The 17,720-nt window shown below is 41.5% G+C and carries 15 protein-coding genes and 1 rRNA gene; 9 read left to right on the forward strand and 7 right to left on the reverse strand.

Annotated features, from left to right (window positions below):
• Window position 1 precedes the first annotated feature (1 nt).
• From mnmG to rpmH, 7 genes are all read right to left on the reverse strand, one after another.
• Complete coding sequence (gene mnmG / locus H9648_RS20100) at window positions 2-1,888, reverse strand: tRNA uridine-5-carboxymethylaminomethyl(34) synthesis enzyme MnmG (protein ID WP_191755489.1); 1,887 nt, start codon at window positions 1,886-1,888, stop codon at window positions 2-4.
• An 18-nt stretch (window positions 1,889-1,906) separates the two neighbouring features.
• Window positions 1,907-3,283, reverse strand: coding sequence for a tRNA uridine-5-carboxymethylaminomethyl(34) synthesis GTPase MnmE (mnmE, locus tag H9648_RS20105; RefSeq protein ID WP_191755490.1), 1,377 nt, complete (start codon window positions 3,281-3,283; stop codon window positions 1,907-1,909).
• A 279-nt stretch (window positions 3,284-3,562) separates the two neighbouring features.
• Window positions 3,563-4,195, reverse strand: coding sequence for an RNA-binding cell elongation regulator Jag/EloR (jag, locus tag H9648_RS20110; protein WP_066399554.1), 633 nt, complete (start codon window positions 4,193-4,195; stop codon window positions 3,563-3,565).
• Entirely contained in the window at window positions 4,192-4,962 is a 771-nt protein-coding gene (spoIIIJ, locus tag H9648_RS20115; RefSeq protein ID WP_191755491.1) for a YidC family membrane integrase SpoIIIJ, read from the reverse strand. Before spoIIIJ ends, jag begins: the two co-directional genes overlap by 4 nt.
• 37 nt (window positions 4,963-4,999) lie before the next feature.
• Window positions 5,000-5,227 carry a membrane protein insertion efficiency factor YidD gene (gene yidD, locus H9648_RS20120; protein ID WP_082861542.1) on the reverse strand — a complete coding sequence of 76 codons (228 nt, stop codon included), beginning with the start codon at window positions 5,225-5,227 and terminating at the stop codon, window positions 5,000-5,002.
• Between the two features lie 4 nt (window positions 5,228-5,231).
• Window positions 5,232-5,579, reverse strand: coding sequence for a ribonuclease P protein component (gene rnpA, locus H9648_RS20125; protein ID WP_066399560.1), 348 nt, complete (start codon window positions 5,577-5,579; stop codon window positions 5,232-5,234).
• A gap of 190 nt (window positions 5,580-5,769) precedes the next feature.
• Window positions 5,770-5,904: a 50S ribosomal protein L34 gene (rpmH, locus tag H9648_RS20130; RefSeq protein WP_007201576.1), complete on the reverse strand. Its 135-nt coding sequence runs from the start codon at window positions 5,902-5,904 to the stop codon at window positions 5,770-5,772.
• Window positions 5,905-6,819: 915 nt separating this feature from the next.
• Here rpmH and dnaA point away from each other — a divergent pair.
• The 9 genes from dnaA to H9648_RS20175 form a co-directional block, all read left to right on the forward strand.
• Complete coding sequence (gene dnaA / locus H9648_RS20135) at window positions 6,820-8,175, forward strand: chromosomal replication initiator protein DnaA (RefSeq protein ID WP_191755492.1); 1,356 nt, start codon at window positions 6,820-6,822, stop codon at window positions 8,173-8,175.
• A gap of 172 nt (window positions 8,176-8,347) precedes the next feature.
• Window positions 8,348-9,490 carry a DNA polymerase III subunit beta gene (gene dnaN, locus H9648_RS20140; protein WP_191755493.1) on the forward strand — a complete coding sequence of 381 codons (1,143 nt, stop codon included), beginning with the start codon at window positions 8,348-8,350 and terminating at the stop codon, window positions 9,488-9,490.
• Between the two features lie 315 nt (window positions 9,491-9,805).
• The gene (yaaA, locus tag H9648_RS20145) at window positions 9,806-10,021 is read left to right on the forward strand and encodes a S4 domain-containing protein YaaA (RefSeq protein WP_066399568.1); all 216 of its coding nucleotides are present in this window, start codon (window positions 9,806-9,808) and stop codon (window positions 10,019-10,021) included.
• A gap of 11 nt (window positions 10,022-10,032) precedes the next feature.
• Complete coding sequence (gene recF, locus H9648_RS20150) at window positions 10,033-11,154, forward strand: DNA replication/repair protein RecF (protein ID WP_191755494.1); 1,122 nt, start codon at window positions 10,033-10,035, stop codon at window positions 11,152-11,154.
• 10 nt (window positions 11,155-11,164) lie between these two features.
• Window positions 11,165-11,434, forward strand: coding sequence for an extracellular matrix regulator RemB (gene remB, locus H9648_RS20155; RefSeq protein ID WP_191755495.1), 270 nt, complete (start codon window positions 11,165-11,167; stop codon window positions 11,432-11,434).
• Window positions 11,435-11,466: 32 nt separating this feature from the next.
• On the forward strand, window positions 11,467-13,413 hold the full coding sequence (gyrB, locus tag H9648_RS20160) for a DNA topoisomerase (ATP-hydrolyzing) subunit B (RefSeq protein WP_191755496.1): 1,947 nt from the start codon (window positions 11,467-11,469) through the stop codon (window positions 13,411-13,413).
• Between the two features lie 186 nt (window positions 13,414-13,599).
• Complete coding sequence (gene gyrA / locus H9648_RS20165; protein ID WP_191755497.1) at window positions 13,600-16,152, forward strand: DNA gyrase subunit A; 2,553 nt, start codon at window positions 13,600-13,602, stop codon at window positions 16,150-16,152.
• A gap of 89 nt (window positions 16,153-16,241) precedes the next feature.
• Complete coding sequence (locus H9648_RS20170; protein ID WP_191755498.1) at window positions 16,242-17,360, forward strand: HD-GYP domain-containing protein; 1,119 nt, start codon at window positions 16,242-16,244, stop codon at window positions 17,358-17,360.
• Between the two features lie 299 nt (window positions 17,361-17,659).
• Window positions 17,660-17,720, forward strand: a 16S ribosomal RNA gene (locus tag H9648_RS20175); the annotation flags it as partial.

A 17,720-nucleotide genomic window follows, 5' to 3' on the forward strand; every position in this document is an offset into this window, starting at 1 on the left:
CTCAACGGGCGATCTTCGCCAGTTTACCTTGTTCGAGATAGATCAACAGAATCGAGATATCTGCTGGGTTTACCCCTGATACACGTGATGCCTGCCCGACAGAAAGAGGCCGAACTTCGTGAAGTTTTTGTTTGGCTTCTGTAGCTAGTCCGTTGATTGCCATGTAATCAAGATCAACAGGCAGCTTTTTGTTTTCCATCTTACGCATCTTTTCAACTTGTGCGAGCTGTTTATCGATATATCCTGCATATTTCACCTGAATCTCAACCTGCTCCATCACCGTCTCTGGTAATGCTGTTTCAGCTGGTACGAGTTTATGAATGACCGGATATGTGATCTCAGGGCGCTTTAACAAGCTTGCAGCTGACATTGGTTCTTTTAATGGAGTCGATTGTGACTCTGCAAGGACTTGCTGCACGATTTCAATCGGTTTGATCGAAACATGCTCAAGTCGGTCTATTTCCTGCGCAATTAATGCTTTCTTCTCTTCAAAGCGTTCGTAACGATCTTCTGGTATCAGTCCGATTTCATGACCTTTTTTCGTTAAGCGCAGATCTGCGTTATCATGTCTTAACAATAAACGGTACTCTGCACGCGATGTTAAAAGGCGATAAGGTTCGTTCGTTCCTTTTGTGATCAAGTCGTCGATTAAGACTCCGATGTACGCTTCTGAACGATTAAGCACAAGAGGCTCTTTATCTTGAACTTTTAACGCAGCGTTGATTCCCGCCATAAGTCCTTGACCTGCTGCTTCTTCATATCCGCTCGTTCCGTTCAGCTGTCCTGCTGTAAATAGACCGTTCACTCGCTTCGTCTCAAGAGATGGCCAAAGCTGTGTTGGAACGATCGCATCATACTCAATCGCATATCCTGCACGCATCAGCTCTGCTTTTTCAAGACCAGGAATCGTTGCTAAAATTCGTTTCTGCACATCTTCAGGAAGACTCGTAGAAAGGCCTTGAACGTATACTTCTTCCGTGTTGCGTCCTTCTGGTTCTAAGAAGATCTGATGTCTTGGCTTATCATTGAACCGTACGATTTTATCCTCGATTGACGGACAATATCTTGGTCCTGTACCTTCGATCATTCCTGAATACATCGGTGAGCGATGAAGGTTTCCGTTGATCAACTGATGCGTTTCTTCTCCTGTATACGTTAGCCAGCAAGGAAGCTGATCTGTGATGTACTCTGTTGTTTCATAAGAAAAAGCACGAGGTACATCGTCACCAGGCTGAATTTCAGTTTTTGAATAATCAATCGTCTTGCTGTTAACACGCGGTGGTGTTCCTGTTTTGAAACGCACCATATCAAAGCCTAGCTCTTGCAGATGATAAGACAAGTTGATTGAAGGAGCCATGTTGTTCGGGCCGCTCTCATAAGCAAGCTCTCCGATGATGATCTTCCCTCTTAAGTACGTTCCTGTTGTAAGTACTACCGCTTTTGCCGCATATTCCGCTCCGGTTTTTGTGATAACCCCTCTACATTCACCGTCTTCGATGATCAGACGCTCTACCATCCCTTGACGCAACGTAAGGTTTTCTGTGTTTTCCATCGTTTTCTTCATTTCATGCTGATACAGATATTTATCTGCTTGCGCACGCAGCGCACGTACCGCTGGCCCTTTACCTGTGTTTAGCATACGCATTTGAATATGTGTTTTGTCGATATTGCGCGCCATCTCTCCGCCAAGTGCGTCAACTTCACGAACGACGATCCCTTTAGCCGGTCCGCCTACTGACGGATTACACGGCATATAGGCAACTGTATCGAGGTTCAGTGTTAAACATAATGTTTTAGCGCCCATACGTGCAGAAGCAAGTGCTGCTTCAACACCGGCATGTCCAGCACCGACTACGATCACATCAAACGTATCTGCTTTATATCCCATCGTTTTTACCTCCTTTTTTTATTTTCCTAAACAGAATTGTGAGAACAATTGGTCGATCAGACTTTCCGATACGGTGTCTCCTACGATTTCTCCGAGTATCTCCCAAGCTCTTGTTATATCGATCTGTACCATATCAATAGGTAGATCCGCTTCAATACCGCCGAGTGCTTCATCGATATGATGAATCGTCTGCTGCAGAAGTGCGATGTGCCTAGAGTTGGATACGTATGTTAAGTCTTGCGCTTCGATTCCGCCTGCAAAGAACAGGTTTGCGATCGCTTGTTCTAGTTCATCGATTCCCTCTTCTTTTACTAAAGAGGTTGAGATAACAGGTGAATTCTCTGCAAGTTCCTTGATTCTGTCCATGTCTACTTTCATTTCAAGATCTGTTTTATTAATAATAACGATCTTATCTAGTCCGGCAGCAGCACGGAACAGATTCTCATCTTCAAGTGAGAGCACTTCGTTCCCGTTGATAACAAGCAGAATGAGATCTGCTTCTTTTAATACTTTACGTGATTTTTCAACACCGATCTTTTCCACGATGTCTTCTGTCTCACGAATTCCTGCTGTATCAACTAATCGTAACGGAACGCCTCTAACGTTCACGTACTCTTCGATAACGTCACGTGTCGTTCCGGCTATATCCGTAACGATCGCTTTATTCTCATGAACGAGTGCATTCATAAGAGATGACTTTCCTACATTCGGTCTTCCGATGATCGCTGTAGACAATCCTTCGCGAAGGATCTTACCTTGGCTTGCGGTTTGTAAAATTGATTCTACTTCTTTTTTTACAGTGAGAAGGTTGTTATTCAACAGAGAATGAGTCATTTCTTCCGCGTCATACTCTGGATAATCGATGTTTACTTCTACATGTGCGATTGTTTCTAATAATGTTTGTCTAAGACGCATAACGAGTGATGATAAACGGCCTTCCATCTGGTTGAGGGCAACGTTCATCGCACGGTCTGTCTTCGCGCGGATCAAATCCATGACTGCTTCCGCTTGAGAAAGATCGATCCTCCCATTTAAGAATGCTCGCTTCGTAAATTCTCCTGGTTCCGCTAAGCGCGCTCCCTGCTGAAGAATCAATTGAAGAACTCTATTTACAGAAACTAATCCTCCATGACAGTTGATCTCAACAACATCTTCCCGCGTGAACGTTCGTGGTGCACGCATCACGCTGATCATTACTTCTTCTACCGCTTGATCGAGTTTCGGATCGATCAATTTTCCGTAATGAATCGTGTGTGTATCAACTTCAGAGAGACGTTTTGTCCCACTATATACATTATCCGCAATGGCAACTGCGTCAGGTCCGCTCAAACGAACAATCGCGATTGCTCCTTCTCCCATAGGAGTGGAGATCGCTGTTATCGTGTCAAATTCCATTGTTGTTTCACCTCCGCTTTCCTCTTTCTTACGCTCTATATAAATTACCTTTAGTATGGCCTTAATCCGTTGCTGTGATAATGGTTAAGTAAAAATGGACATAAATATCCACAATAAAAAATAGTGTATCGCATAATGTGCTCACAGTAAAGAAAACGAGGCTGAAATGAAGCTTAAAAATGACCTTAAATGTGCTCCCATGATTAACTAAAATGCGTGCTTATCATAATTTGATGAACGCAAACAAAAAGCTTCAGAGGATAAACCTCTGAAGCTTTTTTATCTTTTGCTTGAGGATGTCGGGCGGATTACAACCTTGCGAAAAGGTTCTACCCCTTCAGACGTAGTCTCAACATCTCTGTTTTCTTTGAGTGCTAAATGAATCACTTTTCTTTCGTTAGCAGGCATCGGCTCAAAAGCAAAGCTTTTCTTTGTGAAAAACACCTTTTGTGCAGAATGCTCGGCTAACCGCTCTAGTGACTCTTGTCTTCTGGTACGATAGTTTTCAGCATCAAGCACAATTTTTACATGCTTGCTTGCAGGATCAGAGTTTGCAACCATATTCGTTAAAAGCTGAAGCGCGTTAAGCGTTTGTCCACGTTTTCCAATTAAAATCGCAATTTTGTCACCGGATAAATCCAGCACAAGATGATCATTTTCCTGTCGCTGTGTGATGGTAACGGGCACTCCCATTTTGGATGTAACATCCTCTAGGTAGTCGATCGCGGATTTAACAGGATCAGCTTTCACTGTTACTTCAACAACTGCTGGCTTCCCGCCAAGTCCAAAGAAACCTTTTTTGGAATCTTCTAGAACGGATATCTCTACTTGATCTTTTGAAGTCTGAAGTTGTTCTAGTGCTGCTGCTACTGCTTCTTCAACCGTTTTCCCTGTTACCTGTACCTTTTTCACTTTTTAGCTCCCCCATCAACTTGGTTTTCTTTCTTTTTCATTGGGGTCGTAATGAAATATGTCTGTCCGATCATGAATATGTTACCGATCACCCAATATAGAGATAGTGCAGCTGGGAAATTAATCGCAAATACAACGATCATTACTGGCATGATGTATAAAAGCATCTTCATCTGCGGATTTGGATTATCCATTCCGCCCATCATGATCTTTTGTTGTAAGAATGTCGTTAAACCGGCTACTAACGGTAAGATATAAAACGGATCCGGATCTCCTAAGTCAAACCAAAGGAAATTATGGTTCGCGATTTCACCCGTACGCATGATCGCGTGGTAAAACCCTAAAAGAATCGGCATTTGAATCAATAAAGGTAAACAACCTGCAAGCGGATTAACTCCGTTCTTCTGGAACAAAGCCATCGTTTCTTGCTGTAATTTCTGTTGTGTGTTCGCATCTTTCGACTTGTACTTCTCACGTAGCTTTTGAATTTCAGGCTGAATTTCTTGCATCGCTTTAGAACTGCGTGTTTGCTTAATCATTAACGGAAGAAGCGCAGTACGGATAATCAATGTTACGATAATGATCGATAGTCCGTAGTTTTCACCAGTTAGGGTCGCAAAGTATGTGATCAACCATGATAACGGATATACAAAATATGTGTCCCAAATTCCCGTTCTGTCTTCTGTGATGGGATCCATCGTTCCACATCCTGATAGGACAGCCATGAGTGCGAAAAGGGCAATCAGTAAACCTATTTTCTTACGCAAACTCTTATCCTCCTTAAAATCATAAATCTTATCTCAATTATTTATTGTCTCTTTTTTCAGGCACGAGGTCAACGCCTCCGGGATGAAAAGGATGGCACTTTGAAATTCTGACAAAAGTTAGCCACATTCCTTTAAATACACCGTGACGCCTGAAAGCTTCTATACCGTAATGCGAGCAAGTCGGATAAAAGCGGCATGAAGGCGGTGTTAGCGGGGAAATCCATAGCTGGTAAAAACGAATAATCCCTATAAATAAGGACCTCATTTTTTTACACCCTCTTTTTTAAAACGTTCGCTCTGTTCAAAACATGAAGCAGACTTTTTTCCATCTCGTGAAAGTCCATGTTAGCAGTAGGTATTCTCGCGATAACCACGTAATCCCTGCCTGAAAGAAGCTGTTCACTATATTTATGGAAGATTTCTTTAACCGATCGTTTAATTCTGTTTCTCGTGACGGCTTTTCCAACTTTTTTGCTGACAGAAAGACCGATTCGAAAAACAGGCTGATCTTCTTTTCTTAAACTGTATATTACAAATTGGCGATTAGCCGTTGATTTTCCTTTTTTGAAGACTTCTTGAAATTCCTCATTTTTTTTGATGCGCTGTTCTTTCTTCATTCATTTAACACTCCATCAATTATGCAATCTCATTCCAAAGTCTTTTTGTTTCGATCATCACCCAGTATCGGCCTGTTTCGTTCATATAAAACCTTTTACTTCGAAAAAACGACATCGTACAGAAAATACGGACTCGGAGTGAGCAAAATTCTCTCTATAAAAGTAAAAAAAGACCACTGATGTCAGTGGCCTATGCGGATAACACTTTTCTTCCCTTTTGACGACGGCGAGCTAGAACTTTACGACCGTTCTTAGTAGCCATACGTGCACGGAAACCATGTACCTTCTTACGCTTACGGTTGTTTGGTTGAAATGTAGGTTTCATGTATATTACACCTCCCTGAGGATATCTCTTATAAAAGACAGTCTAATAAAGTATAATGACTGACCTATAAATTTGTCAAGCTGGATTTTAAGTTTGTGTTTATTTGCAAGTTTTTTGCCTTTGAAAGTGGATGATCTCTGTTAAAAAGTCTTTCCCTTACAAGTCTAAGAACATGAGATCCAGCATTGATTCCTGCAAGTGAAAATTCATTCTAGATCATTCTCACGATCACCGTAGATAATATCAGGCGTTAATTGTTCTTTCTACTTCATTGCAGCTTGATTGAAGTGAAAGATGCGAGACTCCTACGGGACGAGCGGTCAGGTGGAGACTCCTAATGGCGCGTAGCGGCAGGAGGCTCACCGTTCGCCCCGTGGAAAGCGAGCATCTGTAACGGAAATCAACTACTTTCAAATCCAACAGAGTCAACCCACTATTTCTCCTTCTACAAGCTTCACCAAAATCCTCATGACCTAACCTGTGGACATCTTTTTCGACATGTTTTTCATTATCCACACCAATTATCGACACGTTTTACACAAAATCTAGTGTTGTGGACAACTTTTCTACACAAGGTATGGGCGTTGTGGATAAGTAACAATAACTCGTTGCCAAGCCTGATTATTTTTGATATGCTAGTTGTGTTTTAACTCGTTAACAACCTGCACAGCTAATAAAGTTATTCACAGCCTGTGGATAAACTTGTGGACAGATTTCAAAAGCTGTTAAAAAGGTTGTCCACAGACAAGGTTTTACTGTTCATAATCCTATTATCTACTATATTAATTATCATTCACATAAGGTGTGGACTTTTTATTTTTATTCATAGGTATTCACTGGGTGTACAATTCTTATACAACAGGGAAATGTCTGCTGAAATAGGATGATTCGAAAGAGATAAGGGGGGTAAATTGGTTGGAAAACATAAACGACCTATGGTCCAAAGCACTTGATGCTATCGAAACAAAAGTCAGTAAACCTAGCTTTGAGACTTGGTTAAAATCAACAACGGCTCATGCATTACAAAATGATACGCTCGTAATTACTGCGCCAAATGAGTTTGCCCGTGACTGGCTGGAATCCAGATATGCAGGTATCATTTCAGAGACGCTGCTGGACGTAACAGGGGCAGCGCTTGACGTAAAATTCATCATTCCACAAAATCAGACAGAACTAGACTTAGATCTGGAACTTTCCATGAAAAAAGCCCCAAAAGCAGCAAAAGAGCCTCACGAAGAAGTTTCCCAAAGTATGTTGAATCCCAAATATACATTTGACCGATTCGTTATCGGTTCTGGAAACCGTTTTGCTCATGCCGCTTCATTAGCTGTTGCTGAAGCACCAGCAAAAGCTTATAACCCGCTTTTTATTTATGGTGGCGTTGGATTAGGAAAAACCCATTTAATGCATGCGATCGGCCATTATGTATTGGAACATAATCCTGGGGCGAAGGTAGTTTACCTATCATCCGAAAAATTTACGAACGAGTTCATCAACTCGATTCGTGACAATAAAACGGTTGAGTTTCGCAACAAATTTCGCAGCGTGGACGTGCTTTTAATAGATGATATTCAGTTCCTTGCAGGAAAAGAACAAACGCAAGAGGAATTTTTCCATACATTTAACGCACTTCATGAAGAAAGCAAGCAGATTGTCATCTCTAGTGATCGGCCTCCAAAGGAGATTCCGACATTAGAAGACAGACTTCGATCCCGCTTTGAATGGGGACTTATTACGGATATCACACCTCCTGACTTAGAAACGCGTATTGCGATTCTGCGGAAAAAAGCGAAAGCAGAAGGCCTTGATATTCCAAACGAAGTGATGCTTTATATCGCGAATCAGATTGATACGAACATTAGAGAGTTAGAAGGTGCACTCATTCGTGTTGTTGCTTATTCTTCTCTCATCAACCAAGATATGAATGCAGATCTTGCTGCAGAAGCACTTCGCGACATTATTCCTTCTGCAAAGCCAAGAACTTTAACCATTCATCATATACAAGAAGTAGTTGGCAAGCATTACAATGTGAAGCTAGAAGATTTTACAGCGAAGAAACGAACAAAGTCTGTTGCTTTTCCTAGACAGATCGCGATGTATCTTTCTCGTGAACTAACCGATAATTCTTTACCTAAGATCGGTGAGGAATTTGGAGGCCGTGACCATACAACGGTTCTTCATGCTCACGAAAAGATCTCTACTATGCTGATTACGGATCATGTTCTGCAAAGAAAAGTGCAAGAAATTCATGATCAGCTGAAATCCAACTAAATAAACAACACTGAATACTGTGAATAACTGCAGTTACTTTATACACAGTCTGTCCACATGTGGATAGGCTGTTCTATCTTTGTTTTCTAGGGTTATCCACACATTCACAGCGCCTAGTACTATTACTACTATTTTTTTAAAAGATTTTAATAAATATCAGGGGGGCAAAATAATGAAAGTTAAGATTCAGTTAAACCAGTTGATCGAAGCTGTTCAAGATGTAATGAAAGCTGTATCTTCAAGAACAACAATTCCGATTCTTACGGGAATCAAAATGGAAGTCACATATGATGGTGTTCATCTGACTGGTAGTGATTCTGATATTTCAATTGAACGACTGATACCGGTTGAAGAAGGAGATCTTGTACATATCGAAGTGAAGCAAGAAGGAAGTGTTGTACTTCCAGCTCGTTATTTTTCAGAGATCGTTAAAAAACTTCCGAACGATTCTGTTGAGATTGAAGTAGGTGAGCGTTTTGAAACAACTCTTCGTTCAGGCGCTTCTGAATTCAGCCTTTTAGGATTAGATCCTGAAGAATACCCTAGATTACCGCAGATCGAAGAGGACTTAGTCTTTGAGATCCAAAGTGATCTCCTGAAAGCAATGATTCGCCAAACTGTCTTTGCGGTGTCCACCTCAGAAACACGCCCTATCCTAACAGGTGTTAATTGGACGTTAACTGACGGTGTTCTAAACTGTATTGCAACAGATAGTCACCGCTTAGCTGAACGTAAAATGCCGATCGATTCTCAAAGTGAAGAACTTTCATTTCAGAACGTCGTCATTCCTGGAAAGAGTTTGAACGAACTTTCAAAAATTCTTGATGAGAATGCTGAAAAAGTTCAAATCGTTGTAACGAACAATCAGATCTTGTTCAAAGCAAAAAACATCTTATTGTTCTCAAGACTATTAGACGGCAACTATCCGGATACATCTAAATTGATTCCTTCAGAGAGCAAAACAACGTTTGTTCTGAAGACAAAAGAATTCTTACAAGCGATCGACCGTGCTTCTTTATTAGCGAGAGAAGGAAGAAACAACGTCGTGAAGCTAGCAACACTCGATAACCAAACAATCGAACTCTCATCAAATTCTCCAGAGATCGGTAAAGTATTTGAACATATGATCGCAGAAGAGATCGAAGGAGAAGAACTAAAGATCTCATTCAACGCAAAATATGTGATGGAAGCTCTAAAAGTGATGGATTGCACAGAGATCAGCATCCTGTTCACAGGGGCGATGAGACCGTTTCTTATACAACCCGTATCAGACGATTCGATCCGCCAATTAATTCTACCTGTAAGAACTTACTAAAATATAAAGCTGCCGGAATCGCCGGTGGCTTTCTTTTCTTTCTAAGTCCATCTATTTCCATCGTTTTTTGGAGAAACTAAGACTAAATGGTTTTTATTTTTTATTTTTTGTTATTTATTTTTCTCTTTTTTTCTTCAATGACAAATTGATCGGAGTGGAAGGTGCGAGACTCCTGGGGGATCAGCGGGACAGGTGAGACTCTTAATAGTGCAGAGCACTAAGAGGCTCACCGCACGCCCCCCGGAAAGCGAGCAACCTGGAACGCAGATCAACCTTTCAAACACATCAAAGAAACAACCAGGAGGTTTTTTTAAAATGGAAAACGTAAAGATCAACACCGAATTCATCACCCTTCAACAACTGTTGAAAACTACCGATGTCATCCAATCAGGAGGAATGGTAAAATGGTATTTAGCAGAACATGAAGTTCTTGTGAACGGAGAACATGAAACACGCCGAGGTAAGAAACTATATGCGGGTGATGTCGTGTCCATTCCAGAAGTAGGAGAGTTCAAGGTAACAACGGAATAGGGGGTATCCCTTTGCATATCGAAAAGCTTCAGCTTAGGAATTACAGAAATTATAAAGAACAGTCTCTGGAGTTCGAGAATAAGGTCAATGTTTTTCTAGGTGAGAATGCACAAGGAAAAACAAATGTCATGGAATCGATCTATGTTTTGGCCATGGCACGATCATATCGAACAGCAAAAGATAAAGAGTTGATATCTTGGGACGAAGAATATGCTAAAATAGAGGGTAGCATCAAAAAGAGAAACAGTTCTTTTGATTTAAGTCTCGTCATCTCACAAAAAGGAAAAAAAGCGAAAATCAGCCGCATCGAACAACGCCGGTTAACCGATTACGTTGGACATCTAAATGTGGTTATGTTTGCACCTGAGGATCTTAATCTTGTAAAAGGCAGTCCACAGGTGCGTCGTCGTTTTATTGATATGGAAATCGGCCAGGTTAACGCAGTTTATTTAAATGACCTTTCTGTGTACCAAAAGATTTTGTCTCAGCGAAACTCTTTATTAAGAGAGATGTATCGCAATAAAAGTCAGCAGAACATGACGATGCTCGAGATCTTAACCGAACAGCTTATTGATAAAGCAGCCAGAGTGACATTGAAACGCATGAAATACATGGAGAAGCTTCAAAGTTGGGCAGAACCGATCCATCACGGGATATCTAGGGGGTTGGAAACGTTAAAAATTCATTACAAACCAACTATAGAGGTATGTGATGAGCTTGACTTGTCGAAAATGATAGAAGCGTTTCATCTGAAGTTTGGTAAAATAAAAGAAAAAGAGATTGACCGGGGAACTTCTTTATTTGGTCCTCATCGGGACGATCTGCTTTTTTCAGTGAATGGAAAAGACGTGCAGACATTCGGATCTCAAGGACAACAGAGAACGACTGCTCTTTCTTTGAAGCTCGCTGAGATCGATCTGATTCATTCAGAAGTCGGGGAATACCCGATCCTATTGTTGGACGATGTGTTATCTGAACTAGATGATTTCAGACAATCACATCTTTTAAATACGATTCAAGGTAAAGTACAAACCTTTGTTACAACGACTAGTGTGGAAGGGATACACCACGAAACACTCGAGAAAGCCGCAACTTACAAAGTTCATGCAGGCTCTATAGAGCGTCTGAAATGAGGTGAGGACATTGATTTTGCATTTAGGTGATGAAGAAGTCATTCATTCAAAAGATGTGCTGGCGATATTGGATATCAATGCGTTAAAGGCTTCTGAGTTAGCTATGGAGTTTCTTAAAAAACATGAGAACAATCAGACACTGACCGATTTAAGCGAAAATGCTGCTAAATCCGTAATCATTACAGATAAAACGATCTACCTATCTCCTCTTTCTGCCTCTACGTTAAAAAAGAGAGCCTCTGATCGACTCGAACTTGAAAATGGCTGGAATATAAAATAAAGGTTTTATAAATAAAGCGTTTTTAAACCGGAATGAAGGTGAACGAATTGACGACTGAACAACAGTTAGAACAACAGCAAAATTATGATGAAAGTAATATCCAGGTACTCGAAGGTCTTGAAGCCGTCCGTAAACGTCCAGGGATGTATATCGGTGCTACGAACGTACGCGGTCTTCATCATCTAGTATGGGAGATCGTCGATAACTCAATCGATGAAGCTTTAGCAGGTTATTGTGACACGATCCGAATTACGATCGAAGAAGATAACAGCATCACGGTAGTAGATAATGGTCGTGGGATTCCTGTAGGTATGCATGAAAAGATGGGAAGACCAGCTCTTGAAGTTATCATGACCGTTCTCCATGCCGGAGGAAAATTTGGCGGTGGAGGTTACAAAGTATCAGGCGGACTGCACGGTGTTGGTGCCTCAGTAGTTAACGCCTTGTCAACGCTGCTTGAAGTAACCGTATCTCGTGATGGAAAGCTACATTACCAGTCTTACGAGCGCGGCGTGCCGACTGCAGATCTTAAAGTTATCGGCGAAACAGACAAGACAGGTACTCGTACTCACTTCAAACCAGACCCTGAAATTTTTACTGAATCATTAGAATATGATTTCCCTACACTCTCAAACCGTATTCGTGAACTAGCTTACTTGAACCGTGGTCTTCGTATTATTGCGGAAGATAAGCGTGGAGAAGAGCCAGTTGTAAAGGAATACCACTATGAAGGCGGGATTAAATCTTATGTAGAGCATATCAACCGTACGCGTGAAGTGCTGCATGAAGAACCGATCTTCGTTGAAGGGGAAAAGGACGGCATCTCGGTTGAGATCGCATTCCAATACAACGACAGCTACGCAAGCAACATCTATTCGTTTGCGAACAACATCAATACACATGAAGGCGGTACGCACGAGTCAGGGTTCAAAACAGCTCTAACACGTGTGATCAACGATTATGGCCGTAAGAACAATCTGTTCAAAGACAACGATACGAACTTAACGGGTGAAGACGTTCGTGAAGGTCTAACAGCGATCATCTCGATCAAACACCCTGATCCTCAGTTCGAAGGGCAAACGAAAACAAAGCTCGGAAACTCTGAAGCAAGACAGATCACAGAGTCCATCTTCTCAGAGACGTTTTCATCATTCTTGCTAGAGAATCCGGTCGTTGCGAAATCAATCGTTGAAAAAGGGATGATGGCACTGCGTGCGCGTGTTGCTGCTAAAAAAGCACGTGAATTAACACGACGTAAGAGTGCATTAGAAGTATCAGCATTGCCTGGTAAACTGGCAGACTGTTCTTCAAAAGATGCAAGCATCTCAGAGATCTATGTGGTTGAGGGTGACTCTGCCGGTGGATCAGCTAAGCAAGGACGTGACCGTCATTTCCAAGCGATCTTGCCACTTCGCGGTAAGATCATCAACGTTGAAAAAGCACGACTTGATAAGATCCTTTCTAATAACGAGGTTCGTGCGATCATCACGGCTTTAGGAACAGGAATCGGTGATGAGTTCGATATTACGAAAGCTCGTTATCATAAGATCATCATCATGACAGATGCCGATGTCGATGGTGCACATATCCGTACGTTGCTTCTAACGTTCTTTTTCAGATATATGCGTCCGATCATTGAGCATGGCTATATCTATATCGCACAGCCACCGCTTTATAAAATACAGCAAGGTAAGCGAATCGAGTATGCCTATAATGATAAAGAGCTTGAAAAATTGCTGGCTGAACTTCCGCAAGTTCCTAAGCCGCAGCTTCAGCGTTATAAGGGTCTAGGAGAGATGAACCCATCACAGTTATGGGAAACGACAATGGATCCCGAGACACGCACATTGCTACAGGTTGAAATGAAAGATGCGATGGCAGCTGATGAAACGTTCGATATCTTAATGGGCGACAAAGTTGAACCACGCCGTGACTTTATCCAAGAAAACGCACAATATGTGACGAACTTAGATATTTAAGTAAGGCACGCATGCGGTAAGCAGTTACTTTAAAGTAAATAATCATATAAAATGCTTAGCGGTTAACGCCGCGAAAGCTGAACATAAAAGATACTGAAGCTGGACGAGGTCCAGTTTCGGTGCGTTTAAGCGCCAAATTAGGGGGCTTTAAAAACCTGTTCTAAAGAGGTTATGGAGGTAGAATGAATGTCTGAAATGGAACGTTCCCGGATTAAAGAAATTAATATTAGTACGGAAATGAAAGCATCATTCATGGATTATGCTATGAGTGTTATTGTCAGCCGAGCTTTGCCAGATGTGCGTGACGGATTAAAGCCTGTTCACAGACGTATTCTTTATGCGATGAACGACCTTGGTATGACGGCTGATAAAGCATACAAAAAATCTGCTCGTATCGTTGGGGAAGTAATCGGTAAGTATCACCCACACGGTGACTCTGCTGTATACGACACGATGGTTCGTATGGCACAGGATTTCAACTTCCGCCACATGCTGATCGACGGTCATGGTAACTTTGGTTCGGTCGATGGCGATGCAGCGGCAGCGATGCGTTATACAGAAGCTCGTATGTCTAAGATCGCCATGGAAATGGTGCGTGACATCAACAAAGACACGATTGGTTACAAAGATAACTATGATGGATCTGAACAAGAACCGGTTGTATTACCTGCTCGTTTTCCGAACTTGCTCGTTAACGGTGCTGCAGGGATCGCGGTTGGTATGGCGACGAACATTCCGCCTCATCAATTAGGTGAAGTCATCGACGGAATTTTAGCAGTGAGTGAAAATCCGGATATCACGATTCCTGAACTGATGGAAATTATCCCAGGCCCAGACTTTCCAACGGCAGGTGAAATTCTAGGACGTGAAGGAATTCGCAAAGCCTATACAACTGGAAGAGGTTCCATCATTATCCGCGCAAAAGCTGAGATCGAAGAGATGCCTAGCGGAAAACAAGCGATTATCGTAACGGAACTTCCTTATCAAGTAAACAAAGCACGTTTGATCGAAAAGATCGCAGAGCTCGTTCGTGATAAAAAGATCGAGGGTATCACGGATCTTCGTGATGAGTCTGACCGTAACGGTATGCGTATGGTGATGGAGATACGCCGTGATGCGAATGCAAATGTTATTTTAAATAATTTATATAAACAGACAGCTCTACAAACAAGCTTTGGTATCAATATGCTTGCACTTGTTGATGGACATCCAAAAGTTCTTAACATCAAAGAATGTTTGTATCATTACCTGAAGCATCAGCAAGTCATCATCCGTCGCCGTACGGAATTTGATCTTAAAAAAGCAGAAGCAAGAGCTCATATCCTAGAAGGTCTTCGTATCGCACTAGATCATCTGGATGAAGTTATTGCACTTATCCGTGGATCAAGAACAACGGATCTTGCGCGTGAAGGCTTAATGGAAAAGTTTGAACTAAGCTACGAGCAATCTCAAGCTATCTTAGATATGAGATTGCAGCGTTTAACAGGCTTAGAGCGAGACAAAATCGAGAACGAATACAACGATCTTATTACCTTAATTACAGAATTGAGAGCGATTCTTGCAGATGAACAAAGAATTCTTGAGATTATTCGTACAGAGCTTATCGAGATCAAAGAAAAGTATGACAACCCTAGACGTACGATCATCTCTGTAGGCTTTAATAGTATTGAAGACGAAGATCTGATTCCTCGTTCAAACATCGTAATTACATTAACGAACAAAGGCTACATCAAGCGCCTTCCTATCTCTACTTACCGTTCACAGCGTCGTGGTGGTAGAGGAATCCAAGGAATGGGCACGAGTGAGGATGACTTTGTTGAACAGTTGTTTACGACAAATACGCACAACTATATCCTGTTCTTCACTAATAAAGGGAAGGCTTATAGGCTAAAAGGCTATGAGATTCCTGAATATGGAAGAACTGCAAAAGGTATCCCTATCATCAACTTGCTGCAGATCGAGCAAGGTGAAACGATCTCTGCTGTTATTCCTGTAGAAGATATGGACAGTGATGAGATCTACCTGAACTTCATGACGAAGCAAGGGATCACAAAACGTTCTCCGTTATCAGCTTATAGCAACATCCGAAAAGGTGGTCTTTTCGCGATCAACCTTCGTGAAGAAGATGAGCTGATGGGTGTTCGTTTAACAGATGGAACAAAAGATATTATCGTAGGAACGAAGCAAGGAATGTCGATTCGTTATCAAGAGACTGACGTTCGATCAATGGGTAGAACAGCAACTGGTGTTAAAGCCATCACTCTTGGCAATGACGATGCGGTTGTAGGTATGGAAGTCTTAGATGAAACACAAGATATCTTGATCGTTACAGACCGAGGTTACGGAAAACGTACACCTATGAGTGAATACCGTCTTCAATCACGTGGTGGTAAAGGGATCAAAACGGTAAACATCACTGAAAAGAACGGTCCGGTTGTTACGCTTAAGACTGTAACAGATGAAGAAGACCTCATGATCATTACAGCTAAAGGAATCATCATTCGTATGAACATCTCAGGCATCTCTCAAATGGGACGAAACACTCAAGGTGTAAGATTGATGACCATGACTGAAACGAATCACGTAGCAACAGTTGCTGTTGTAGAACGTGAAGAAGAAACGGATGAGTTGCTTGATGAGAATGGTGACCCTATCATCATAGAAGGTGAAGAAGGTATAGCACCTGCTGAAGAAACAACAGCTCCAGAAACGGATACAAACGAAGAGAATAACGAATAATTTCTAAAAAGAGGAAAATGAATCTACATTTTCCTCTTTTTTATATGTAAAATAAAATTATGACCTTCCAAATAAAAGGAGCTTTTTGTATGAAGATAAAAACGAGCCAAGCTAAGGCTGGGCAGATGCTGGTTCAGGATGTCTTCTCAATGACTAATCAGCCGATCGTCAATAAAAACACGAGATTGAATGCTGAGCATCTGCGCGTACTTACTCGTTTTCAGATCGAAGAGATAGATGTGTTGAATGAATCAACCTCTGGTGTGAATACAACACGTCAAGTAAAAGATTCACTGAATAATAGAAGTGATGCAAGGATTTCTGAAGAACAAATACATACTCAAACGCTTGAAAAAGAAAAGCTTTCTTTTCCAGCACTATACATGCAAACGGTAAAACGTTATAAACAATTGTTCACAAACTGGCAATCTGGCAGTCCAGTCGATATGCTCGAAGTACGTCAAAGTATTCTGCCTGTATTAGAGAAAGGATCGAGTGTACCGAAAGAGATCCTGTTGCTGCATCACTACGCTACGAGTGCTGATTATATGTACCACCATTCAATCGCTGTAGGCATCTTAAGCACGTTCTTAGCCAAAAAGTTAAACTTTTCTAGCGGAGACTGCATACAGATCGGTCTAGCAGGCGTGCTGTCCGATTGCGGCATGGCAAAAGTCCAGCCCACTTTATTAAAAAAGAGCGGGTCATTAACGACAGTTGAATTTGATGAAGTGAAGAAGCACACAATTCAAGGCTACAACATGCTGAAAAAGATTCCCTCTATTAAAGAAGGTGTCCTTCTCGGTGTCCTTCAACATCACGAACGAACAGATGGATCAGGTTATCCCCTAAAAGTAAAAGGAAATAAGCTTCATCCATTCAGTAAAGTTCTAGCAGTAGCAGATGTTTACTTAGCCATGACTGCTGAACGTCCCTACAGAAGCAAGCAGTCTCCATTCAAGGTGCTTGAGATGATGATGAAAGATCAGTTTGGGAAATTTGATCATCAAGTTATGCAAGCTATGATAGCTGGTCTTTCCACCTTATCAGTGGGCAGCCGTGTTAGACTTACAAACTATGATATAGGTAAGATCGTGTTTATAGAAGAAAGCCAACCGACACGACCGATGATCAAGTTAGAAACAAGCGGTGAAATCATCGCACTTAAAAACCGCAACGATCTCTTTATAGAAGAGCTTTTATCTTAGGATAGAAGCTTTTTTAATTTAGGTATTGCCACGGGTTGGTAACCGTGGTAAACTAATCAAGCTGTCTCAGAAACAGCACAATATAAACTGTTAGCACGATGAAATGTTTCGCAATGAAATGTTTTTGAAAAAAGTTAAAGAAAGCTATTGACTCTAGTGCTTCAGCGTGATATATTATTAAAGTCGCCAAAACAAAACGGCGCACGAAACACACAGTTCTTTGAAAACTGAACAAAAGAAATAGGTAAGGAATTAAGAATTAATTCCGTCAGTTTTAAAACTAGAGCAAGACAAACACTTTTATGGAGAGTTTGATCCTGGCTCAGGATGAACGCTGGCGGCGTGCCTAATACATGCAAG

Origin of the sequence: Fictibacillus norfolkensis, from assembly GCF_014836645.1 — a bacterium.
GTDB classification, from domain to species: Bacteria; Bacillota; Bacilli; order Bacillales; family Fictibacillaceae; genus Fictibacillus; species Fictibacillus norfolkensis.

Bases quoted from the DNA above. Each gene is read 5' to 3' on its own strand.
- mnmG (WP_191755489.1), bottom strand. From the start codon at position 1,888: ATGGGATATAAAGCAGATACGTTTGATGTGATCGTAGTCGGTGCTGGA.
- mnmE (WP_191755490.1), bottom strand. From the start codon at position 3,283: ATGGAATTTGACACGATAACAGCGATCTCCACTCCTATGGGAGAAGGA.
- yidD (WP_082861542.1), bottom strand. From the start codon at position 5,227: ATGAGGTCCTTATTTATAGGGATTATTCGTTTTTACCAGCTATGGATT.
- rnpA (WP_066399560.1), bottom strand. From the start codon at position 5,579: ATGAAGAAAGAACAGCGCATCAAAAAAAATGAGGAATTTCAAGAAGTC.
- rpmH (WP_007201576.1), bottom strand. From the start codon at position 5,904: ATGAAACCTACATTTCAACCAAACAACCGTAAGCGTAAGAAGGTACAT.
- dnaN (WP_191755493.1), top strand. From the start codon at position 8,348: ATGAAAGTTAAGATTCAGTTAAACCAGTTGATCGAAGCTGTTCAAGAT.
- yaaA (WP_066399568.1), top strand. From the start codon at position 9,806: ATGGAAAACGTAAAGATCAACACCGAATTCATCACCCTTCAACAACTG.
- gyrB (WP_191755496.1), top strand. From the start codon at position 11,467: ATGAAGGTGAACGAATTGACGACTGAACAACAGTTAGAACAACAGCAA.
- gyrA (WP_191755497.1), top strand. From the start codon at position 13,600: ATGTCTGAAATGGAACGTTCCCGGATTAAAGAAATTAATATTAGTACG.
- H9648_RS20170 (WP_191755498.1), top strand. From the start codon at position 16,242: ATGAAGATAAAAACGAGCCAAGCTAAGGCTGGGCAGATGCTGGTTCAG.